Raw genomic sequence first — 18121 nt, 5'->3', positions numbered from 1 at the left:
CAAGGTCATGCGTCGCGGTTCAGCCACGCGCAGCGATGCGGCTGGCGACCATGATCGCCTTCATCTCGCGCACGGCATTTTCCCAGCCTGCGAAGATCGCGTGCGCCACGATGGCATGACCGATGTTGAGTTCGCTAATGCCTTCGATGGCGGCGATCGGTTGCACGTTTTCGTAGTGCAAGCCGTGACCGGCGTTGACCCTCAGGCCCAGCGACAGACCCAGTGCCACGGCACGTTCAATGCGGGCGAATTCGGCTTCGCGCGTGGCTTCGTCATGCGCTTCGGCATATCGGCCGGTGTGCAACTCGACGACCGGTGCGCCCATGCGGGCAGCGGCGCGAATCGGCGCTTCCTCCGGGTCGATGAAGAGCGACACGCGACTACCGACGTCGCTCAGCCGCTGCGTCGCCGCGGCCACGGCGTCGTACAGTCCCACGACATCGAGACCGCCCTCGGTGGTCAGCTCCTGACGGCGCTCGGGTACGAGACACACGTCGTGCGCTTTGACCTGACAAGCGATGGCGAGCATCTCTTCGGTCACCGCGCATTCGAGGTTCATGCGAGTCTTGAGCAGACCGCGCAGGTTCGTCACATCGTCGTCGCGGATATGGCGGCGGTCTTCACGCAGGTGCAGCGTAATGACGTCTGCGCCCGCCTCTTCGGCCAGCAACGCCGCTTTGATCGGGTCGGGATACGCCGTGCCGCGCGCGTTGCGCACCGTTGCGACGTGATCGATATTTACCCCCAGGTCGATGGGGTTGCCGTGGAAGAAGAGGCTCATAGTTTTTGCAGGTCGAGCAGGATCTGCCGGGTATTGAGCGGCACGCCGCCCAAATGATGGTTGAGAAGAAAGCGCATCAGCAGCTTGCTTTGCTGCACTGTCTGCGCGCGCGTGTAGTCGTCCTGCTCCATGTCGAGCAACGTCTGACCACTCACCACGGGCCAGTCGGGCGACTCGTCGCCACGCGCAGGCCGTACACCCCAATCGGGATGGAATACGTACTGGCGATCGCACACCACCTTGCCGCGCGTTTGCGTGCAGCGGTCGAAGGCCACGGCGTAGCCAGTCTCGCGCAACAACACGCGCTCAAACGCGCGCAAGATGATGCCGGCCGGCTCGCCATGCGCGAGGTGGTGCAACGTCGTCAGGTAATGCTGAAACAATTTGTCGTGCGGGTCGTCGCGCGCACAGAACTTCACCAGTAATTCGTTCAGGTAGAAGCCGGAGAGCAGCGCATCGCCTTCGAGCGGACGCAGTCCGCCCACCCATTCGGCTTTGGTCAGCGTGCGTAATTCGCCCTTGCCAAGCCACGCCAGCGAGAGCGGCTGAAACGTTTGCAGCACGCCGCGCAATGCCGAGTGCGGGCGCTTGGCCCCTTTAGCGACCAGCGCAATACGGCCATGATCACGCGTCAGGACGTCGATGATCAGACTGGTTTCACGATAGGGGTAGCTGTGCAGCACGAAGCCCGGCTGCTCGGAGACGCGGCTTTGTTCGCGTTCGGCGGCGCGGGCCGGTGAAGGGGCGCGGCGCGGGCGTTTGGCCCCCGTAGCGCCCTTGGCCGCGGGAGAAGCACCGTCGGCCTTGCCCGTGACGTCGGTCTCGCGAAAGGCTTCCGCCGCTTCGTCGTCCACCACCCGCGTCGCTGCGCTCGTTGCCCGTGAGGTGCGCGTCGAACGCGTCGGACGAGTGGGACGCGCGGGGCTTGCCGTGCGGGCAGGCGATGTCTTGCCGGGCGTCGGCGCTAGTTCGGCCGACGTGGCAATCTCGTCACTTGCAGTGTCGAGTTCACTCGTAGCCATACGCCCGCAGGCCGGCCTCGTTGTCGGCCCAACCGCCCTTGACCTTAATCCAAACTTCCAGATACACGCGGCCGTCGAAGAGCTTCTCCATATCGACGCGCGCATCGGTGGAGATCTGCTTGAGCTTCGCCCCCTTGTTGCCGATGATCATCGCCTTGTGGCTGTCGCGATCGACCAGAATCGTCGCGAAGACGCGGCGCAGATTCCCTTCCTGCTCAAACTTGTCGATGATCACCGTGCTGGTGTACGGCAGTTCGTCGCCAGTCCAGCGGAACACTTTTTCGCGCAGAATTTCGGCCGCAAGGAAACGCTCGCTGCGGTCGGTCAGATCGTCTTCACTGTAGATCGGCTCGCCTTCCAGCAGGTACGGGCGCAGCACGCCCAGCAGGCGTTTGACGTCGTCGGCACGCTTGGCCGAAAGCGGCACGAATTCGCGGAAATCCCGAGCTTCGCCGACGCGCTTCAGGAACGGCAACATCTCGGCTTTATCGTTGATGCGATCGAGCTTGTTGACGATCAGCAGCACCGGCACATTGTCGGGCAGCAGCTTCATCACCTTCTCGTCGTCCGGGCCAAAATTACCGGCCTCGATGACGAAAAGCACCACATCCACGCTCGACAGCGTGGACGTCACGGCACGGTTCAGCGAGCGATTGAGCGCACTGGCGTGGCGCGTCTGAAAACCCGGGGTATCGACGAAGATGTACTGCGCGTCGTCGGTGGTGCAGATGCCGGTGATGCGATGGCGCGTGGTCTGCGCCTTGCGCGAGGTAATGCTGATCTTTTGACCGACGAGGGCGTTGAGCAGCGTCGATTTGCCGACGTTCGGACGCCCGACGATCGCCACGGTCCCGCAGCGAAAATCCGTCTTATCGTTCATGTTTGGAAACTCTCTTGATAGGGGGCCGGCGCCATGCGCCCTCCCCTTGAATGGTACTCAGGCGGCTGCCGGCGGTTGCTTGGCAGCGTCGACCTTGTCAGCCGATTTCTCGGATGCCTTCTCAGGCGCTTTCTCCGAAGCTTTGTCGGCTGCGGCCTTATCAGCCGCCTTACCGTGCACAGCCGTCATCGCGGGCACCGGAGCGCTCGCCGCCTGATCGGCCTTCTTGGCCTCGGAAGCCGCCGCCTTCGCCGCGCGCTTCTTGGCAGCCTTCGCGCTCTTCTCCGCCTTGGGCTTCGCGAGCGCCGGCATCTTCTGCACTTCTTCAAGCGCCTTCTTCGCCGCGGCTTGCTCCGCTGCGCGACGGCTCGCGCCTGCACCACCCACCTTGATATCGAGCTTGGGTACCGCGCACTCGACTTCGAACTGCTGGTTATGCGCCGCGCCGTGCGTGGCCGTCACCGTGTATTGCGGCAACGCGATCTTGTGACCTTGCAGGTACTCCTGCAACAGCGTCTTCGCGTCCTTGCCCAGCGTCTTCGGATCGACGTGTTCCAGCACCGGCGTGTAAAGACGTTCGATCACGGCGTACGCCGCTTCGAAGCCACCGTCGAGATACATCGCACCGAACAGTGCCTCGAGCGTGTCGGCCAGAATGGACGGGCGACGGAAGCCGCCGCTCTTGAGTTCGCCTTCGCCCAATCGCAGGAAGTCGGAAACCCCCAGCGCCTGTGCAATTTCGTACAACGACTGCTGCTTGACGAGATTGGCGCGCACACGCGACAGATCCCCCTCGTCGAGCTTGGGATAACGACGGAACAGAATCGCCGCGACGGAACAATTCAGAATGGAATCGCCGAGAAACTCCAGCCGCTCGTTATTGGCGGCACTATGGCTACGATGCGTCAGTGCTTGGCAAAGCAATTCCGCATCGTGGAAGCGATACTGGAGACGTTCTTCCAGTTGATTCAGAGATTGAGGCATGGCGCAAGTATAGCGCGACGCTCCCGCCCCGGCGCGCCCCGTCGCCAAGAAACGACGGGCGAAACCGCCGTCAGACGGGCTTTTCAGACTCGCGTGAGGGCGGTGGCTCAGGCAATTCCGGGGTGATCGCAGAGAGATCCCTCCGGCCCACCAAGCCAGCCGCATGATTAAAAGCAAAATCAGAAACAATAATGCGGAAATTAACGATTAATCGCCAATTTCCGCATTAATAACGCTTTACTGCCGCGTCATTCCCGGATTACCCAATGTTGCAGTCATCCGAAAACCTTCCAATTATTGGAAACCACCCAGACGCTTGAGGTTCGAGAAGTTCATCCAGATGAAGAACGCACGGCCCACGATGTTCTGCTCGGGCACGAAGCCCCAGTAGCGGCTATCCGCGCTGTTATCGCGGTTGTCGCCCATCATGAAGTAGTTGCCCGGCGGCACCTTGCAGATCACGCCCTGACTGTTGTACTGGCAGTTCTGCTTGTTCGGGAAATCGTCGGCGCCCATGATGTACGGCGGCACGTTCGGGTCGTTCAGGATGCGATGCTTCACGCCGCCCACCGTCTCCTCGAACTGCTTGAAGTACGCAATGTGCTCGTCGTCGAAGAAGTCCGGCATGGCCGTCTCGGGCACCGGCTCGCCGTTCACCGTGAGCTTCTTGTTCTCGTAGGCCACCACGTCGCCCGGTACACCGATCACTCGCTTGATGTAGTCCATCGACTCATCTTTCGGGTAGCGGAACACGACCACGTCGCCACGCTTCGGCTCGCCCAGATCGATGACCTTTTTGTTGATCACCGGCAGACGAATGCCGTAGTCGAACTTGTTCACGAGGATGAAGTCGCCGACGAGCAGCGTCGGAATCATCGAGCCCGAGGGGATCTTGAACGGCTCGACCACGAACGAGCGCAGCACGAACACCGCCAAAATCACCGGGAAGAAGCTCGCCGAATATTCCAGCCACCAGGGCTGGCGCAGCTTCTCGTCGCGCACCTTGGCACGCGCACTTGCCAGGGCACCGCCCTCTTGCACGCCCGAGCCCTGAATACCGGAGCCCTGCATCGCAAGCTGCTGCTGATCGAATTGCGTCACCGCCTGCTGTGCTGCCCGGCGGCGCGCCGGTTGAAACACCAACTTGTCGGCCACCCAGGCCACCCCGGTAACCAGCACCAGGATCAAAAGAATCAGGGCGAAATTCATGCGGGACCTGTCGCTACGTTATTTGTCTTCGACTTGCAAAATGGCGAGGAACGCTTCTTGCGGAATTTCCACATTCCCCACCTGCTTCATGCGCTTCTTACCAGCCTTCTGTTTCTCAAGCAGCTTCTTCTTACGCGAGATGTCGCCACCGTAACACTTGGCAAGCACGTTCTTGCGCAAGGCTTTGATGTTCTCACGCGCAATAATGTTCGCGCCAATCGCCGCCTGAATGGCCACATCGTACATCTGACGCGGGATGATTTCCCGCATCTTCGCCGCCACTTGGTTACCGCGGCGGCGGCTCTCCGAGCGGTGCACGATGATCGACAGCGCATCGACCTTGTCGCCGTTGATCAGCATGTCGACTTTGACCACGTCCGACGCACGATATTCCTTGAACTCGTAATCCATCGACGCATAACCGCGCGACACCGACTTCAGACGATCGAAGAAGTCGAGCACGATTTCCGCCATCGGAATTTCGTAAATCAATTTGACCTGACGACCGTGATATTGCATGTCGAGCTGAATGCCGCGTTTTTGCTGGCACAACGTGACGACCGATCCCACATACTCCTGCGGCATGTAGAGGTTGACCGTGACGATCGGCTCGAGAATCTCTTCGATGCGGCCCGGATCGGGCATCTTCGACGGATTTTCAACGGTGAGGGTCGTGCCATCGCGCTGCACCACCTCATAGATCACGGTCGGTGCCGTGGTAATGAGGTCCATGTCGAATTCGCGCTCCAGACGCTCCTGCACGATTTCCATGTGCAGCAGGCCCAGGAAGCCGCAGCGGAAGCCGAAGCCCAGTGCCTGCGAGACTTCCGGTTCGTATTGCAGCGATGCGTCGTTGAGCTTGAGCTTTTCAAGCGATTCGCGCAGGGCGTCGTACTGGTTGGCTTCCACTGGGTACAGGCCCGCGAACACCTGCGGCTTCACTTCCTTGAAGCCCGGCAGCGGCGCCGGCGCCGGCTTGGTCGTGGTGGTCACGGCGTGCGTGACGGTGTCGCCGACCTTGGCAGCGTCCAGTTCCTTGATACCCGAGATGATGAAGCCCACCTGACCGGCCGACAGCGACTCGCGCTGTTGCGAGCGCGGCGTGAACACGCCGACCTGCTCGACCGGGTACGTGGCGCCCGTGGCCATCAGTTGAATCTTTTCCTTCGGCTTGAGTGTGCCGTTGACCACACGCACCAGCATCACCACGCCCACGTAGTTGTCGAACCACGAGTCGATGATGAGCGCTTGCAGCGGGCCGTTGGCGTCGCCCTTGGGCGGCGGCACTTTGGCGATGAGGGCTTCGAGCACTTCTTCCACGCCGAAGCCCGTCTTTGCCGAGCAGCGCACGGCGTCGACCGCCTCGATGCCGATCACGTCTTCGATTTCCTGAATCGCGTTCTCGGGCTCGGCCGACGGCAAGTCGATCTTGTTGAGCACCGGCACCACTTCCACGCCGAGCTCGATGGCCGTGTAGCAGTTGGCGACGGTCTGCGCTTCCACGCCTTGCGAGGCGTCGACCACCAGCAGCGCGCCTTCGCACGCGGACAGCGAACGGCTCACTTCGTACGAGAAGTCGACGTGTCCGGGTGTATCGATGAGGTTCAGGTTGTAAATCTTGCCGTCGCGCGCCTTGTATTGCAGCGCTGCGGTCTGGGCCTTGATGGTGATGCCACGCTCGCGCTCGAGGTCCATCGAGTCGAGGACTCGGGATTCCATTTCACGATCGGACAAACCGCCGCTCAGCTGGATGATGCGATCGGCCAGGGTCGATTTCCCATGGTCGATGTGGGCGATGATCGAAAAATTGCGAATATGGTCCATGAGGCGGGGCTATAGAAAAGTCGGTGCCATGAAGATTCGGCTCGGCAGCGGCTTTCGAGAGAATCGGCGAACACGACATTTTAGCCGAAAGCGCGGTCATTCCGGCCGAAATCGCGTGCATCGCGGCGTTTCATCGGTGGGGTGGGGGAAGCCGTCCCGCGCCATCCGGGGGGGCTTGGCAGATATAGGTGCTACGGGGCGCGTAGCGCCGCTTGGACGGCACCGGCATCGAAACGATACCGGCACAACTCACGCTCGCCCAAGGCCAGCACGGGCACGATCTCGTCGTATTTCGCTTCGAGCGCAGGATCGCTGTCGACGTCCACCACTGTCACAGAGAAATCCCACGCCGGGCGCAACGCCTCCAGCGCCGCGAGCATGTCATCGCACAGATGACACCACTTGCGGCCGTAGAGGGTCAGCGCCGGCGCGGTCATCGGCAAGTCCGCTTACTTGCTCGCCGGCGCACGCGGGCGCAGCGGCACGAACTGGGTCGCATCGCCACGGCGCACCAGAATCGGCACCAGACGCTTCGGATCGAGCGCCTTGACCACTTCTTCGAATTGCTTCGCGCTCGTGATATCGGTATCGCCCACGCGCAGGATGATGTCTCCCTGCTGCAAGCCGGCGCGACCTGCCGGGCCTTCCGACAGCTCGACCTGCACACCGCCGCGCAGCTTCATGTCCTTCTTCTGCGCATCGGTCAGATCGGAGACCACCAGACCCAAGGCGTTCGGATGCGGGGTATCCGCTGCGCCGCTTTGTGCCTTCGACGCCTTCGGTGTATCGGCATCCGCTTCGGCGATCGTGATCCGCAGGTCCTGATTCTTGCCCTTACGGAGCACTTGCAGCGTCGCCGTCGCGCCCGGCTTGGTGTCGCCGACCATGCGCGGCAAATCCGTCGCGTGATCGACCGAACGGCCATCGAACTTCATGATGATGTCGCCCGGCTGCACGCCTGCCTTCTCGGCGGGGCTGCCCGGCTCGATGCTGCGCACCAGCGCGCCTTGCGCACGCGGCAGGCCCAGCGAATCCGCCACATCCTTGCTGACTTCGCTGATCGCCACGCCGATACGGCCACGCACGACCTTACCGGTCTTCTTGAGCTGGTCGGCGACGCGCATCACTTCGTCGATCGGAATCGCGAACGAAATGCCCATGAAGCCGCCGGTCTGGCTGTAGATCATCGAGTTGATGCCCACCACCTCGCCGCGCATGTTGATCAGCGGACCGCCCGAATTACCGGGGTTCACGGCCACGTCGGTCTGAATGAACGGCAGATAGTCACCGGTGTCGCGGCCCTTGGCCGACACGATACCGGCGGTCACCGTGTTCTCGAGCCCGAACGGCGAACCGATCGCAACGACCCATTCACCCACGCGCAGCTTGTTCGAATCGCCAATCGGCACCGTCGGAAGATCCTTGGCGTCGACCTTGACCACTGCCACGTCGGTGCGTTTGTCGGCACCGACCAGCTTGGCCTTGAACTCGCGCTTGTCGGTCAGCGTGACGTAGATGCTGTCGGCACCGTCGACCACGTGAGCATTCGTCATGATGTAGCCGTCGGCCGACACGATGAAGCCCGAACCGACGCCGCTGTTCTGCTCTTCGTCGGGCTGTGGCTGTCCGCGCTTGGGCGCTCCGCCCTTCGGCCCCGGTTGCGGCATGGGCACGCCGAAGAAGCGGCGGAACAGCTCGGCCATGTCGTCGTCCATGCCCGGCGGCAGGCCGCGTTGACTGCGGCTCACGCGCTCGGTCGTACGAATATTCACGACGGCCGGGCCGACGCGATCGACAAGCTGAGTGAAATCGGGGAGGTTGGTCAGCGGCGCGGCCGGTGCGGCTGGCGCTGATCCACTGGCGGGTGCCGATGCCGGTGCGGCAAAAGCGGCGGGAACTCCCGCCAACGAGGCGGTCACAATGCCGCCGAGCATGACACGAAGCAGGAGAGTCTTCTTCATTGGAAGATCGTAGTGCGCGATAGTCTGGGAATCCCTGAGGGCAACGTCGTCATGCGCACGGCCATCGCTGCCATGTGCCCTTCGCTGCCCGGGCCGCACCGTCACCGGTCGCGGCCCGCCCGACAGCCGATTACTTCGCCGGCTGCTTGAATTCGATACTTGCAGCGAACTGTTGCAGAGTCGCCTGCGGCACTTCGCCGAGCAAGGTCAGCCAGTAGTCGCCGTGGCGCTTGATGAGGATGTTGGTCGCCCCAGCGCTGCCGTGGCCTTCCTTGCGGTCACGCGTGGCCGGTTCGATAAACACCGAAAGTCCAGCCATGCCGTCGGAATATACCACCTGCTGAACTTCCAGCGGTTTGCCATCGGCGGTCGAGCGCATCGTACGACGCACTTCGCGCACGGCCTTGAAGCCCGGCACCTTCTTATCGACGTCGATGCTCCAGCCTGCGTCGGACAAGTGCGTCGGTGCAATCTGCGGTTTGATGACGTGCCAGCCGTGCGTCGCCTGAATGGCATGCACGATACGCGCCTTCTCGCTCGGCACACCAATCGAGATTTGCGAGAACGCCGCCTGCTCAAGCATGTGACCGTCAGCGTCGATGGTCTGCGCGCGCAGCAGCAAGCCGGTATTGCGATCAGCCCACAGGCGGTAGCCGAAACGATATTCGTCCTTCGGCGTCAGTTCGATCACCATGCAATCGAACCCGGCCATGCGCTCGTTCGGCAGCAGCTTGGGCGTGTAGAAATCGAGGACGTCGCGGTTAGGCGTCGCGAGCAATGCGGGGAACGAGTCCTTGCTCTCGCGTTTTTCCTGGAAGACGGTCTTCTGCTCCGGAATCAGCGTGTAGACGTCTTCATTTTGCCGAAGAATTCGGCGCTGACGACCGTCGAGCGTTTCGAGTTCTTCGTACTCGTTACCCTTATCGGCAAAGTGACTGATCTTCGACGAACGCATGGTCGAACCACGCTGATACACGAAGGTGCCGATGTAGTTTTGGGTCTGCGCCGCGCGATGGATCTTATTGAGCCACGCGCTGACTTCACGTCGCTCGACCAACGGGTCGGCAGATGGCGCCGAGGCCTGTGCCCACGCCTGCGATTGCAGTGTGGACACCAGCAGGAAGGCAAACAGGAAGAAAGTGCGCCCCAAGGGCGCACGCGGCAAGGATTCGATACTCAGGCGCTGCATTTATTCATCCGCTTGCGCCGAGGCTCGCATATAAGGAGACACACCCTGGCCGATCGGCGCCGGGGCGTATTGCTGATGCGCTGCCAGATACTGGTCCAGACGCGCATCGCGCAGCACGATCAGATCGTTCGGACCGGCACCGTTGGCGGCTGCGGCGACAGCTTGCGGCTGCTGCGTGAGCGTCACACGGGTCAGGTTCGAACCACCGGCGGCCGTTGCCGGCGTCGCCGTCTGTGCCAGCACTTGCGGTTGTGCACCGCCAGCCGGGTGATCTTGCAAACGCGGCACCACCACCCACGACAGGGCAGCGACCGCAGCAGCGGCAGCGGCCGTCGGCAGTACGCGGCGCACGCGCAGGAAAGGATTGATACGAGTGATGCGCGAGCCGGCATTGCCTGCCGTTTGTGCGGCGCTTGCCTGCGCATCGGCCAGTGCGGCCGGCGCGAGCAAGTGCGGCTCGGCTTCGAGACGCGCGGCGAACGAGGCCATGAAGGCCGATTCCGAGCGCGGTAGTGTCAGTTCATCGGAACGCAGTGCGTCCCCGATCAGATGGTAGTCGTCCCACAGAGGCCGGCCCGAAGTATCCGCCTCGTCCAGCAGGGCTGCCAACTCGTCCGGATCGAATTCCCCGTCCACCAACGCGGAAATCCGCTCGGCTTGCAGCCCCCGCTGCGTTTGCACCGTCGCTGATCCCATGATATCCCCCAACGAAAATAACTTCCCCGGCGGCGCGCTCACCAGCGCTTACCGTCAGGCGTGTCCAGCAGCGGCCTAAGCCGGCTGGCAATCGCTTCACGCGCCCGGAAAATTCGCGAACGGACCGTTCCGATCGGGCACCCCATGGCTTCGGCGATCTCTTCGTAGCTCAAACCCTCGATTTCTCGCAGGGTAATTGCCGTTCGAAGTTCATCGGGCAAAGCCTCCATCGCCGCGTTGACCGTTTGAGCAATCTGCTTGCTCATCAGCATCGACTCAGGCGTGTTGATATCCCTTAGTTGATCGGCCTCGGCAAAAGTTTCCGCTTCTTCAGCGTTTGCTTCAGTCGAAGTCGGTGCACGGCGCCCCTGCGTTGCCAGGTGGTTCTTCGCCGTGTTGACAGCAATACGATACAGCCAGGTATAGAACGCCGACTCGCCGCGAAACTGCGGCAAGGCACGGTAGGCCTTGATAAAGGCCTCCTGCGTCACATCCTCGACCTCGGCGTGGTCGCGCACGAGCCGCGATACGAGGCGGATGATCTTGCGGTGATATTTCGCGACCAGCAGCTCGAAGGCGGCTTTGTCGCCTTTTTGCACGCGCTCGACAAGCGCCTGGTCGATTTCTCGTTCACTCACCTGATATGGATCCGTTTTTTCTCTGGCTGCCAGGTCCCGGTCGGGCCTGATTGCACCATGGCGGCATTTGCCGCCACAGCTGGATATGTCTTTTGTACGCCGCACGCCCGGGCACACTCACCGGCGCGTGGGTCAGCGGGACGGGACGCCAGCACGGCGTCCCGCGAACTTAGACTCGCTGGAAGACCAGCGTGCCGTTAGTCCCGCCAAAACCGAAAGAGTTCTTCAATGCGACATCAATTTTCATGTCGCGTGCCACGTTTGCGCAGTAATCCAGGTCGCAAGCGGGGTCCTGATTGAAGATATTGATCGTCGGCGGCGATTTTTGATGATGAACAGCCAGCACGGTGAACACCGATTCCAGACCGCCTGCGCCACCCAACAGGTGACCGGTCATCGATTTGGTCGAATTCACCACGACGTTCTTGGCCGCATCGCCCATCAGACGCTTCACAGCGACCGTTTCGGCGATATCGCCCAACGGCGTCGACGTGCCGTGTGCATTGACGTAGTTCACCGCATCGCCGTTGATACCGGCGTCGCGCAGTGCGTTCTTCATCGAGCGCAGTGCACCGTCGCCGTCTTCGCACGGGGCGGTCATGTGGTACGCGTCGGCGCTCATGCCGAAACCAGTCAGCTCGGCGTAGATCTTCGCGCCGCGCGCCTTGGCGTGCTCGTACTCTTCGACCATCATCACGCCGGCACCTTCACCCAGCACGAAACCATCGCGATCGCGATCCCACGGACGGCTCGCCGTCGCCGGGTCGTCGTTACGCGTGGAAAGTGCGGTCATCGCGGCAAAGCCACCGATGCCCAGGGGCGAAACCGTCGATTCGGCACCGCCAGCGAGCACGGCATCTGCATCGCCGTACTGAATCATGCGCGCGGCCTGACCAATACAATGCAGACCCGTCGTGCAGGCCGTGACGATGGCAAGGTTCGGGCCCTTCAGGCCGTACTTGATCGACAGGTGACCCGAGATCATGTTGATGATCGAACCCGGCACGAAGAACGGGGAGATCTTGCGCGGACCACCGTTGAGGGCCGCAATCTGGGTGTCTTCGATCATCGGCAAACCGCCGATGCCCGAACCCACCAGCACGCCGATGCGCTCGGCGTTGGCTTCGGTCACTGCGAGGCCACTATCTTCGAACGCTTGAATGCCTGCGGCGAGCCCGTAATGGATAAACGTATCCATGCGGCGGGCTTCCTTCGCGGAAATGTACTTCTCGGTCTCGAAGTTCTTAACTTCGCCGGCGAAGTGCACTTTGTGGGCACTCGAATCGAACTTCGTGATGTTGGCGATGCCCGATCGGCCGGCGACCAGATTTTCCCAACCCTCGGCAACGGTGTTGCCGACCGGCGAGATCAGGCCCAGACCAGTAATGACGACGCGACGACGACTCACGATACTCCCCTTCTTCTGCTGGGTCATACAAAACAAAAGCCACAGAGGCGACAGGGTTCGACCCCGTGCTCCCTGCGGCTGACAGGCATCCCTGGCGCCGGGAACCGGTCGGCACCCCGGCCGGCCAGGCGATCCATAAGCCCTGTTTAGGCCTTGACGTGCGCGCTTGCGTAGTCGATCGCTTGCTGCACCGTCGTGATCTTTTCGGCTTCTTCGTCCGGAATTTCCATGCCGAACTCTTCTTCCAGGGCCATCACCAGCTCGACCGTATCGAGCGAGTCGGCACCCAGGTCATTCACGAAGCTCGATTCGTTCTTGATCTCCGCCTCGGCAACGCCAAGTTGTTCCGCGACGATCTTCTTGACGCGTTGCTCAATGTTATCCATGCAAACCCTCCGGGGTAGTTAGTTCAGACAAGTGCGCGCATTTTAACAGGTTTGCCGTGCAAAGTTAGCCTGCGCCAAATAATGTTCAACGTCTCGCAAAATCGCATAATTATACGATTTCTTACGCGATCCGCCCTTAACTCATAAACATGCCGCCATTCACGTGCAGCGTGGTACCGGTGATGTAACCGGCCTGCGGCGACGCGAGGAATGCGACGGCATTTGCAATATCTTCCGGCGCACCCAGACGGCCCAGCGGAATCCGCGCCTTCAGCGCTTCGTGCTGAGCTTCGCCCAACGCCTTGGTCATATCCGTGTCGATGAAACCAGGTGCCACGCAATTGACCGTGATGTTTCGGCTGCCGATCTCGGCGGCCAGCGAACGCGTCATGCCCGCGACGCCTGCCTTCGCGGCAGCGTAGTTGGCCTGACCCGGGTTGCCAGCCGAGCCGACCACCGAAGTCACGTTAATGATGCGACCGTTACGCGCCTTCATCATCGGCTTGATCACGGCACGCGACAGACGGAAGATCGCCTTCAGATTCGTGTCGATGACGTCGTCCCACTCGTCGTCCTTCATGCGCATCGCGAGGTTGTCACGCGTGATGCCGGCATTGTTGACGAGGATGTCGAGTTTTCCGTGCTGCTTGAGGATGTCGTCGAGCGCTGCGGCCACGCCTTCAGCGTCGGTCACATTCAGGACGATGCCTTTTCCCGAAACGCCAGCCTCGGCGAAATACGCGTCGATCCCCTGCGCACCCGCTTCGCTCGTGGCGGTACCCACGACGGTCGCGCCCTGACGGGCCAGTTCGAGGGCGATGGCGCGTCCGATGCCGCGCGATGCGCCGGTCACCAGCGCCACGTGATTGTCGAGTTGCTTGCTCATGAGAGAAATACCTTTGCGTGTTGCTTACGAGAGCTGCGCGCGCACGTCGGCGAGCGATGCCGGGTCGTTGATCGAGAGCCCGGTGAGGCTGCCTTCGATACGCTTGGTCAGGCCGGTGAGCACCTTGCCCGGACCGCACTCGACCACTTGCGTCACGCCTTGCGCTGCGAGCCACTGGACCGACTCGACCCAGCGCACCGGGGCAGCAGCCTGACGAACCAGCGCGTCCTTGATGCGGGCCACGTCGGTTTCGACGGCCACATCCACGTTATTGACGAGCGGAATTTGCGGCGCGTTGAACGTCACGCCCGCCAGATACTCGCGCAGACGATCCGACGCCGGCTTGAGCAGCGACGAGTGGAACGGCGCCGACACCGGCAGCACGAGGGCGCGCTTGGCACCCGCAGCCTTCGCCAGTTCGCACGCCTTTTCGACGCCTGCCTTGGCACCGGCAATCACCACTTGCGCCGGGGCGTTGAAGTTCACGGCTTCGACCACGCCAGCCGCCGACGCCTCGGCGCAGACGTTGCGCACGGTGTCATCGTCCAGACCGAGAATGGCCGCCATCCCACCCTGCCCAACCGGCACGGCTTCTTGCATGGCCTGCGCGCGGAATCGCACGAGCGGCACGGCATCCTTGAAAGCGATCACACCTGCGGCGACGAGCGCCGTGTATTCGCCCAGGCTGTGGCCTGCCACGAAAGCGGGCACGGCACCGCCGTCCGCCAGCCATGCGCGGTACATCGCATAAGCGGCAGTCAACATGACCGGCTGGGTGTTGGTGGTGAGGTTCAGATCTTCGGCCGGGCCAGCGGCAATCAGCTTGGCCATATCTTGCCCGAGGGCATCCGAAGCTTCGGCGAGGGTTTCGCGCACAACGGCGTTATCGCCGAAGGCGTCGAGCATGCCCACCGATTGGGATCCTTGTCCCGGGAAAACGAAAGCGAATGTCATGGCGCTTGGGTTTGCAGTCAGATTCAGGAAACATTGCGGCGCTGAGTCGCGCGTCGTCGTGACACGCGATGCGGTGCCGCTGCGCGAGTGGCATTCCCGCAGGAACCCAACACGCACGCGACGCCGCAGCGCCGGAGGAGCTTACATACGGAACAGCACCGCGCCCCAGGTAAAGCCGCCGCCAACGCCTTCGATCATGACGTTTTGGCCCGGCTTGATACGGCCATCGCGAACCGCCACGTCGAGCGCGAGCGGAATCGAGGCGGCCGAGGTATTGCCATGCTGGTCGACGGTGACGACCATTTTTTCTTCGGGCAGACCCAACTTGCGGGCCGTGCTCGTCATGATGCGCAGATTGGCCTGGTGCGGAATCAGCCAGTCGATCGCCGACTGCTCCAGCCCGGCCTTCTCAAGGGCCTCGTGGGCCACTTTCTCCAGCACCTTCACGGCCAGCTTGAACACTGCCTGGCCATCCATATAGAGGAACGCCTCGCCCTGCACTGCGCCGCCGTTCACATTACCCGGCACGCACAGAATGTTCGAGTGGCTGCCGTCGGCGTGCAAAGCACTCGACAGAATGCCCGGCTCGCCCGAGGCTTGCAGCACGACCGCGCCGGCACCGTCGCCGAACAGCACGCAGGTGGTGCGATCGTTGAAATCGAGAATGCGCGAGAACGTTTCGGCGCCAATCACCAGCACGTTGCGGTGAGCACCTGCGCGAATGAAGTTGTCTGCCGTCGCCATCGCGTAAGCGAAGCCCGAGCAAACCGCCTGCACGTCGAACGCGGCGCAGCCGTTAGTGATACCGAGCTTGTTCTGCACGAGGCAGGCCGTGCTCGGAAACACGAAGTCAGGCGTGGAAGTGGCGACGATGATCAGGTCGAGGTCGCTGGCATCGATGCCAGCCATTTCGAGGGCGCGCTTGGCGGCCTCGGTGGCCATGTCGCTGCTCGACTGATCGGGTGCCGCGAAATGCCGTGCCTTGATACCGGTGCGCGCGACGATCCACTCGTCGCTCGTCTCGATGCCGCGCGTGGCGAGCTCGTCGGCCAGCTGCTGGTTGGTCACGCGTCGCGCCGGCAGGTAGCTGCCGGTACCGATGACACGGGAATAAATCGCGGACTGGGTCATCTTATGATCGGTTAGAGCGCCGGGGCGGGGCCGCCGGCATCAAAGCGCCGGAATGGCGCTCACCGGCTTGTTGTCCTGGAGCTTGGTTTGATTCTCTTGCATGGCGCTCGACAAGCGGTCGAGCACACCATTGCGAACTGCATCATAGCCGCGTTTGATAGCCCATTCAAACGAGTAGGCGTCGGCCGAGCCGTGGCTCTTGATGACGAGTGCGCGCAACCCGAGCAACGCCGCACCGTTGTAACGACGGTGATCGACGCGATGCTTGAAGCGCGTGAGAATCGGCAGCGCGATGACAGCAATCACTTTGGTCCACCACGTACGGGTGAATTCCTCACGGATCATGTCGCCGAGCATTTGTGCCAGGCCTTCGGAAGTCTTGAGCGCGACGTTACCGACGAAACCGTCGCAGACCACGATGTCGGTGGTGGCGCGATAGATATCGTTGCCCTCTACGTTGCCGTAGAAGTTCAGCGTGGAGGCGCGCAACAGCTCGCCTGCCTGCTTGATAACGTCGTTACCTTTGATCACTTCTTCGCCGATGTTGAGCAGACCGATCGACGGACGTTCCTTGCCATCGACGGCCGCCACGAGCGCATGGCCCATTTCGGCGAATTGCAACAGGTGGGTCGGCGAGCAATCCACATTGGCCCCCAGATCGAGCATGGTGGTGTAACCACCTTTCTCGTTGGGCAGCACCGTGGCAATGGCAGGACGCTCGATACCCGGCAGCGTCTTGAGCACGTAGCGCGAGACGGCCATCAGCGCACCGGTATTCCCGGCGGACACGCAAGCCTGCGCGCGCGCTTCCTTGACCAGGTTCAGCGCCACGCGCATCGAGGAGTCTTTCTTCTTGCGCAGGGCGGTCTCGACCGAGTCGTCCATGGCGACGACTTCGGTAGCGTTGACCACGGACAGGCGCGGGTGATCCGTCACGCGCAGCTTCGCGAGCTGCGCGTTGATGGCATCCTGCTGCCCGACCAGCACGAGCTCGACATCGTCGGTGGATTGTACGAAGTGAACCGCGGCCGGCACCGTCACCGATGGGCCATGGTCACCGCCCATACAATCGATCGTCAGGGTGACTGTCATGTCGACGTGATTGGCTTGCGGTACAAGTAACAAAAAAAGCGGCAGGATGAGTGCCGCTTTTGCCACATCGGACGATCAAACAGCGCCATGATGGGCGCGTGTCGTCGGTGGGGCCGACTTAGTCGTTCTTGGTCTTGATGACCTTACGACCACGGTAGAAACCGTTCGGCGAGATGTGGTGACGCAGGTGCGTCTCACCCGACGTCGGCTCGACGGCGGTCGACGGTGCGGTCAGGAAATCGTGCGAACGGTGCATGCCGCGCTTCGACGGCGACTTCTTGTTCTGTTGAACGGCCATGATAACTCCTCAAAATATCGCGAAATTTTAACACAGTTCGAGCGCCGCCCTACGGTGTCGGCCTGTCGGCCCGACCTGTGCGACTAACGCAAACATGTACTTTGGTGAGCCGGAAATCCGGCCGCACTTTACTTTCCGTCCTTGTCCGGCGAGCGCTTGAGCGCTGCCAGCGCCGCGAACGGAGACGGCTTATCTTCCTCTTCGGGCTCCGGGGCCGGCTCAGCCAACCCGTCGCTGCCCGTAGCCAGGGCGTCGTGCACACTCGGACAAACCTCGTGTTTGGGCACAATCGGCAAGGCCAACAGCAATTCTTCCTCGACCAGCTCACGCAGATCGAAATGTTTCGAGCCGACCAGCGCCTCGAGTTCGTCCTCGTCGAGCGGGCGGGCTTCAGCAGCCGCATCGTCACGCACGATCTCGAACGTCGTTTCCGAGTCCAGCGGCTCCTGGTACGGCGTCAGGCAACGCTGGCATTCCAGCCACATCGGCCCTTCGACCGACAGCGTCAGAAACTGCGCCACGGTGGGGCTGCCATCGGCACGCAACACCTGCTTTTCGCTGCCTTCGGCGCGCCAATGGAACACGTCTTGTGTGCGGGCGGCCTCCGAGACTTCGGCAGGCACTTCGGTTACCATGCGCGGCAAAGCCGCAAGTTGCACGTCACCTTCCGCCACCCGGCCGGTACGCGCGAATTCGAACAGATCGACGATATATTCGTTCATCACGCTCATCCTTGCCTTTGGCGCATCTGGCTGCATTTTCAACGTCCCTTGCCCTCGCAG

Annotated in this window: 18 protein-coding genes and 1 pseudogene; all 19 read right to left on the bottom strand. The window is 62.0% G+C overall.

The window, feature by feature from the left end:
* Nucleotides 1-19: 19 nt before the first annotated feature.
* The 19 genes and pseudogenes from pdxJ to ACPWR9_RS18145 all read right to left on the bottom strand — a co-directional run bounded on the left by pdxJ (nucleotide 20) and on the right by ACPWR9_RS18145 (nucleotide 18061).
* On the bottom strand, nucleotides 20-781 hold the full coding sequence (gene pdxJ / locus ACPWR9_RS18235; RefSeq protein WP_426299911.1) for a pyridoxine 5'-phosphate synthase: 762 nt from the start codon (nucleotides 779-781) through the stop codon (nucleotides 20-22).
* Nucleotides 778-1635, bottom strand: a complete 858-nt coding sequence (recO, locus tag ACPWR9_RS18230) for a DNA repair protein RecO (RefSeq protein WP_426299967.1) — start codon at nucleotides 1633-1635, stop codon at nucleotides 778-780. The genes pdxJ and recO overlap by 4 nt, the downstream gene beginning before the upstream one ends.
* Before the next feature lie 154 nt (nucleotides 1636-1789).
* On the bottom strand, nucleotides 1790-2683 hold the full coding sequence (gene era / locus ACPWR9_RS18225) for a GTPase Era (RefSeq protein ID WP_426299909.1): 894 nt from the start codon (nucleotides 2681-2683) through the stop codon (nucleotides 1790-1792).
* Between the two features lie 60 nt (nucleotides 2684-2743).
* Nucleotides 2744-3667: pseudogene (rnc, locus tag ACPWR9_RS18220) on the bottom strand (ribonuclease III); the annotation flags it as partial.
* A 294-nt stretch (nucleotides 3668-3961) separates the two neighbouring features.
* Entirely contained in the window at nucleotides 3962-4876 is a 915-nt protein-coding gene (gene lepB / locus ACPWR9_RS18215; protein ID WP_426299907.1) for a signal peptidase I, read from the bottom strand.
* 18 nt (nucleotides 4877-4894) lie between these two features.
* Complete coding sequence (gene lepA / locus ACPWR9_RS18210) at nucleotides 4895-6700, bottom strand: translation elongation factor 4 (protein WP_426299905.1); 1806 nt, start codon at nucleotides 6698-6700, stop codon at nucleotides 4895-4897.
* 191 nt (nucleotides 6701-6891) lie between these two features.
* A complete protein-coding gene (locus ACPWR9_RS18205) occupies nucleotides 6892-7137 on the bottom strand; it encodes a glutaredoxin family protein (protein WP_426299903.1) in 246 nt (81 codons plus the stop codon).
* 12 nt (nucleotides 7138-7149) lie between these two features.
* Nucleotides 7150-8661 carry a DegQ family serine endoprotease gene (locus ACPWR9_RS18200; protein ID WP_150680793.1) on the bottom strand — a complete coding sequence of 504 codons (1512 nt, stop codon included), beginning with the start codon at nucleotides 8659-8661 and terminating at the stop codon, nucleotides 7150-7152.
* 130 nt (nucleotides 8662-8791) lie between these two features.
* Complete coding sequence (locus ACPWR9_RS18195) at nucleotides 8792-9850, bottom strand: MucB/RseB C-terminal domain-containing protein (protein WP_150680794.1); 1059 nt, start codon at nucleotides 9848-9850, stop codon at nucleotides 8792-8794.
* Nucleotides 9851-10546, bottom strand: coding sequence for a sigma-E factor negative regulatory protein (locus ACPWR9_RS18190; protein WP_426299901.1), 696 nt, complete (start codon nucleotides 10544-10546; stop codon nucleotides 9851-9853).
* A 38-nt stretch (nucleotides 10547-10584) separates the two neighbouring features.
* Nucleotides 10585-11184 (bottom strand): RNA polymerase sigma factor RpoE, encoded by a 600-nt coding sequence (gene rpoE, locus ACPWR9_RS18185; RefSeq protein ID WP_058375946.1) that lies wholly within the window; start codon nucleotides 11182-11184, stop codon nucleotides 10585-10587.
* Nucleotides 11185-11353: 169 nt separating this feature from the next.
* Complete coding sequence (gene fabF / locus ACPWR9_RS18180) at nucleotides 11354-12592, bottom strand: beta-ketoacyl-ACP synthase II (protein WP_426299899.1); 1239 nt, start codon at nucleotides 12590-12592, stop codon at nucleotides 11354-11356.
* A 146-nt stretch (nucleotides 12593-12738) separates the two neighbouring features.
* Nucleotides 12739-12978 carry an acyl carrier protein gene (acpP, locus tag ACPWR9_RS18175; RefSeq protein WP_150680797.1) on the bottom strand — a complete coding sequence of 80 codons (240 nt, stop codon included), beginning with the start codon at nucleotides 12976-12978 and terminating at the stop codon, nucleotides 12739-12741.
* A gap of 136 nt (nucleotides 12979-13114) precedes the next feature.
* Nucleotides 13115-13864, bottom strand: coding sequence for a 3-oxoacyl-ACP reductase FabG (fabG, locus tag ACPWR9_RS18170; protein WP_426299897.1), 750 nt, complete (start codon nucleotides 13862-13864; stop codon nucleotides 13115-13117).
* A gap of 24 nt (nucleotides 13865-13888) precedes the next feature.
* On the bottom strand, nucleotides 13889-14818 hold the full coding sequence (gene fabD, locus ACPWR9_RS18165; protein ID WP_150680799.1) for an ACP S-malonyltransferase: 930 nt from the start codon (nucleotides 14816-14818) through the stop codon (nucleotides 13889-13891).
* A gap of 141 nt (nucleotides 14819-14959) precedes the next feature.
* On the bottom strand, nucleotides 14960-15949 hold the full coding sequence (locus ACPWR9_RS18160) for a beta-ketoacyl-ACP synthase III (RefSeq protein ID WP_426299895.1): 990 nt from the start codon (nucleotides 15947-15949) through the stop codon (nucleotides 14960-14962).
* Nucleotides 15950-15988: 39 nt separating this feature from the next.
* The gene (plsX, locus tag ACPWR9_RS18155) at nucleotides 15989-17041 is read right to left on the bottom strand and encodes a phosphate acyltransferase PlsX (RefSeq protein ID WP_426299893.1); all 1053 of its coding nucleotides are present in this window, start codon (nucleotides 17039-17041) and stop codon (nucleotides 15989-15991) included.
* A 118-nt stretch (nucleotides 17042-17159) separates the two neighbouring features.
* Nucleotides 17160-17339: a 50S ribosomal protein L32 gene (gene rpmF, locus ACPWR9_RS18150; RefSeq protein WP_023594409.1), complete on the bottom strand. Its 180-nt coding sequence runs from the start codon at nucleotides 17337-17339 to the stop codon at nucleotides 17160-17162.
* A gap of 128 nt (nucleotides 17340-17467) precedes the next feature.
* Nucleotides 17468-18061, bottom strand: coding sequence for a DUF177 domain-containing protein (locus ACPWR9_RS18145; protein ID WP_426299891.1), 594 nt, complete (start codon nucleotides 18059-18061; stop codon nucleotides 17468-17470).
* Nucleotides 18062-18121 lie beyond the last annotated feature (60 nt).

It is taken from the genome of Pandoraea pneumonica (assembly GCF_049918595.1).
GTDB lineage: Bacteria > Pseudomonadota > Gammaproteobacteria > Burkholderiales > Burkholderiaceae > Pandoraea > Pandoraea pneumonica_A.
Note: the sequence above shows the minus strand (reverse complement) of the source record. Positions and strands in the feature narration are given on the sequence as shown.

What these genes read in the sequence shown, in the direction of transcription:
- ACPWR9_RS18195 (WP_150680794.1), bottom strand. Translation starts at nt 9,850, where the DNA reads ATGCAGCGCCTGAGTATCGAATCCTTGCCGCGTGCGCCCTTGGGGCGC.
- fabG (WP_426299897.1), bottom strand. Translation starts at nt 13,864, where the DNA reads ATGAGCAAGCAACTCGACAATCACGTGGCGCTGGTGACCGGCGCATCG.
- ACPWR9_RS18190 (WP_426299901.1), bottom strand. Translation starts at nt 10,546, where the DNA reads ATGGGATCAGCGACGGTGCAAACGCAGCGGGGGCTGCAAGCCGAGCGG.
- rpmF (WP_023594409.1), bottom strand. Translation starts at nt 17,339, where the DNA reads ATGGCCGTTCAACAGAACAAGAAGTCGCCGTCGAAGCGCGGCATGCAC.
- ACPWR9_RS18145 (WP_426299891.1), bottom strand. Translation starts at nt 18,061, where the DNA reads ATGAACGAATATATCGTCGATCTGTTCGAATTCGCGCGTACCGGCCGG.
- ACPWR9_RS18160 (WP_426299895.1), bottom strand. Translation starts at nt 15,949, where the DNA reads ATGACCCAGTCCGCGATTTATTCCCGTGTCATCGGTACCGGCAGCTAC.
- ACPWR9_RS18205 (WP_426299903.1), bottom strand. Translation starts at nt 7,137, where the DNA reads ATGACCGCGCCGGCGCTGACCCTCTACGGCCGCAAGTGGTGTCATCTG.
- lepB (WP_426299907.1), bottom strand. Translation starts at nt 4,876, where the DNA reads ATGAATTTCGCCCTGATTCTTTTGATCCTGGTGCTGGTTACCGGGGTG.
- ACPWR9_RS18200 (WP_150680793.1), bottom strand. Translation starts at nt 8,661, where the DNA reads ATGAAGAAGACTCTCCTGCTTCGTGTCATGCTCGGCGGCATTGTGACC.
- acpP (WP_150680797.1), bottom strand. Translation starts at nt 12,978, where the DNA reads ATGGATAACATTGAGCAACGCGTCAAGAAGATCGTCGCGGAACAACTT.
- lepA (WP_426299905.1), bottom strand. Translation starts at nt 6,700, where the DNA reads ATGGACCATATTCGCAATTTTTCGATCATCGCCCACATCGACCATGGG.
- plsX (WP_426299893.1), bottom strand. Translation starts at nt 17,041, where the DNA reads ATGACAGTCACCCTGACGATCGATTGTATGGGCGGTGACCATGGCCCA.
- era (WP_426299909.1), bottom strand. Translation starts at nt 2,683, where the DNA reads ATGAACGATAAGACGGATTTTCGCTGCGGGACCGTGGCGATCGTCGGG.
- fabD (WP_150680799.1), bottom strand. Translation starts at nt 14,818, where the DNA reads ATGACATTCGCTTTCGTTTTCCCGGGACAAGGATCCCAATCGGTGGGC.
- pdxJ (WP_426299911.1), bottom strand. Translation starts at nt 781, where the DNA reads ATGAGCCTCTTCTTCCACGGCAACCCCATCGACCTGGGGGTAAATATC.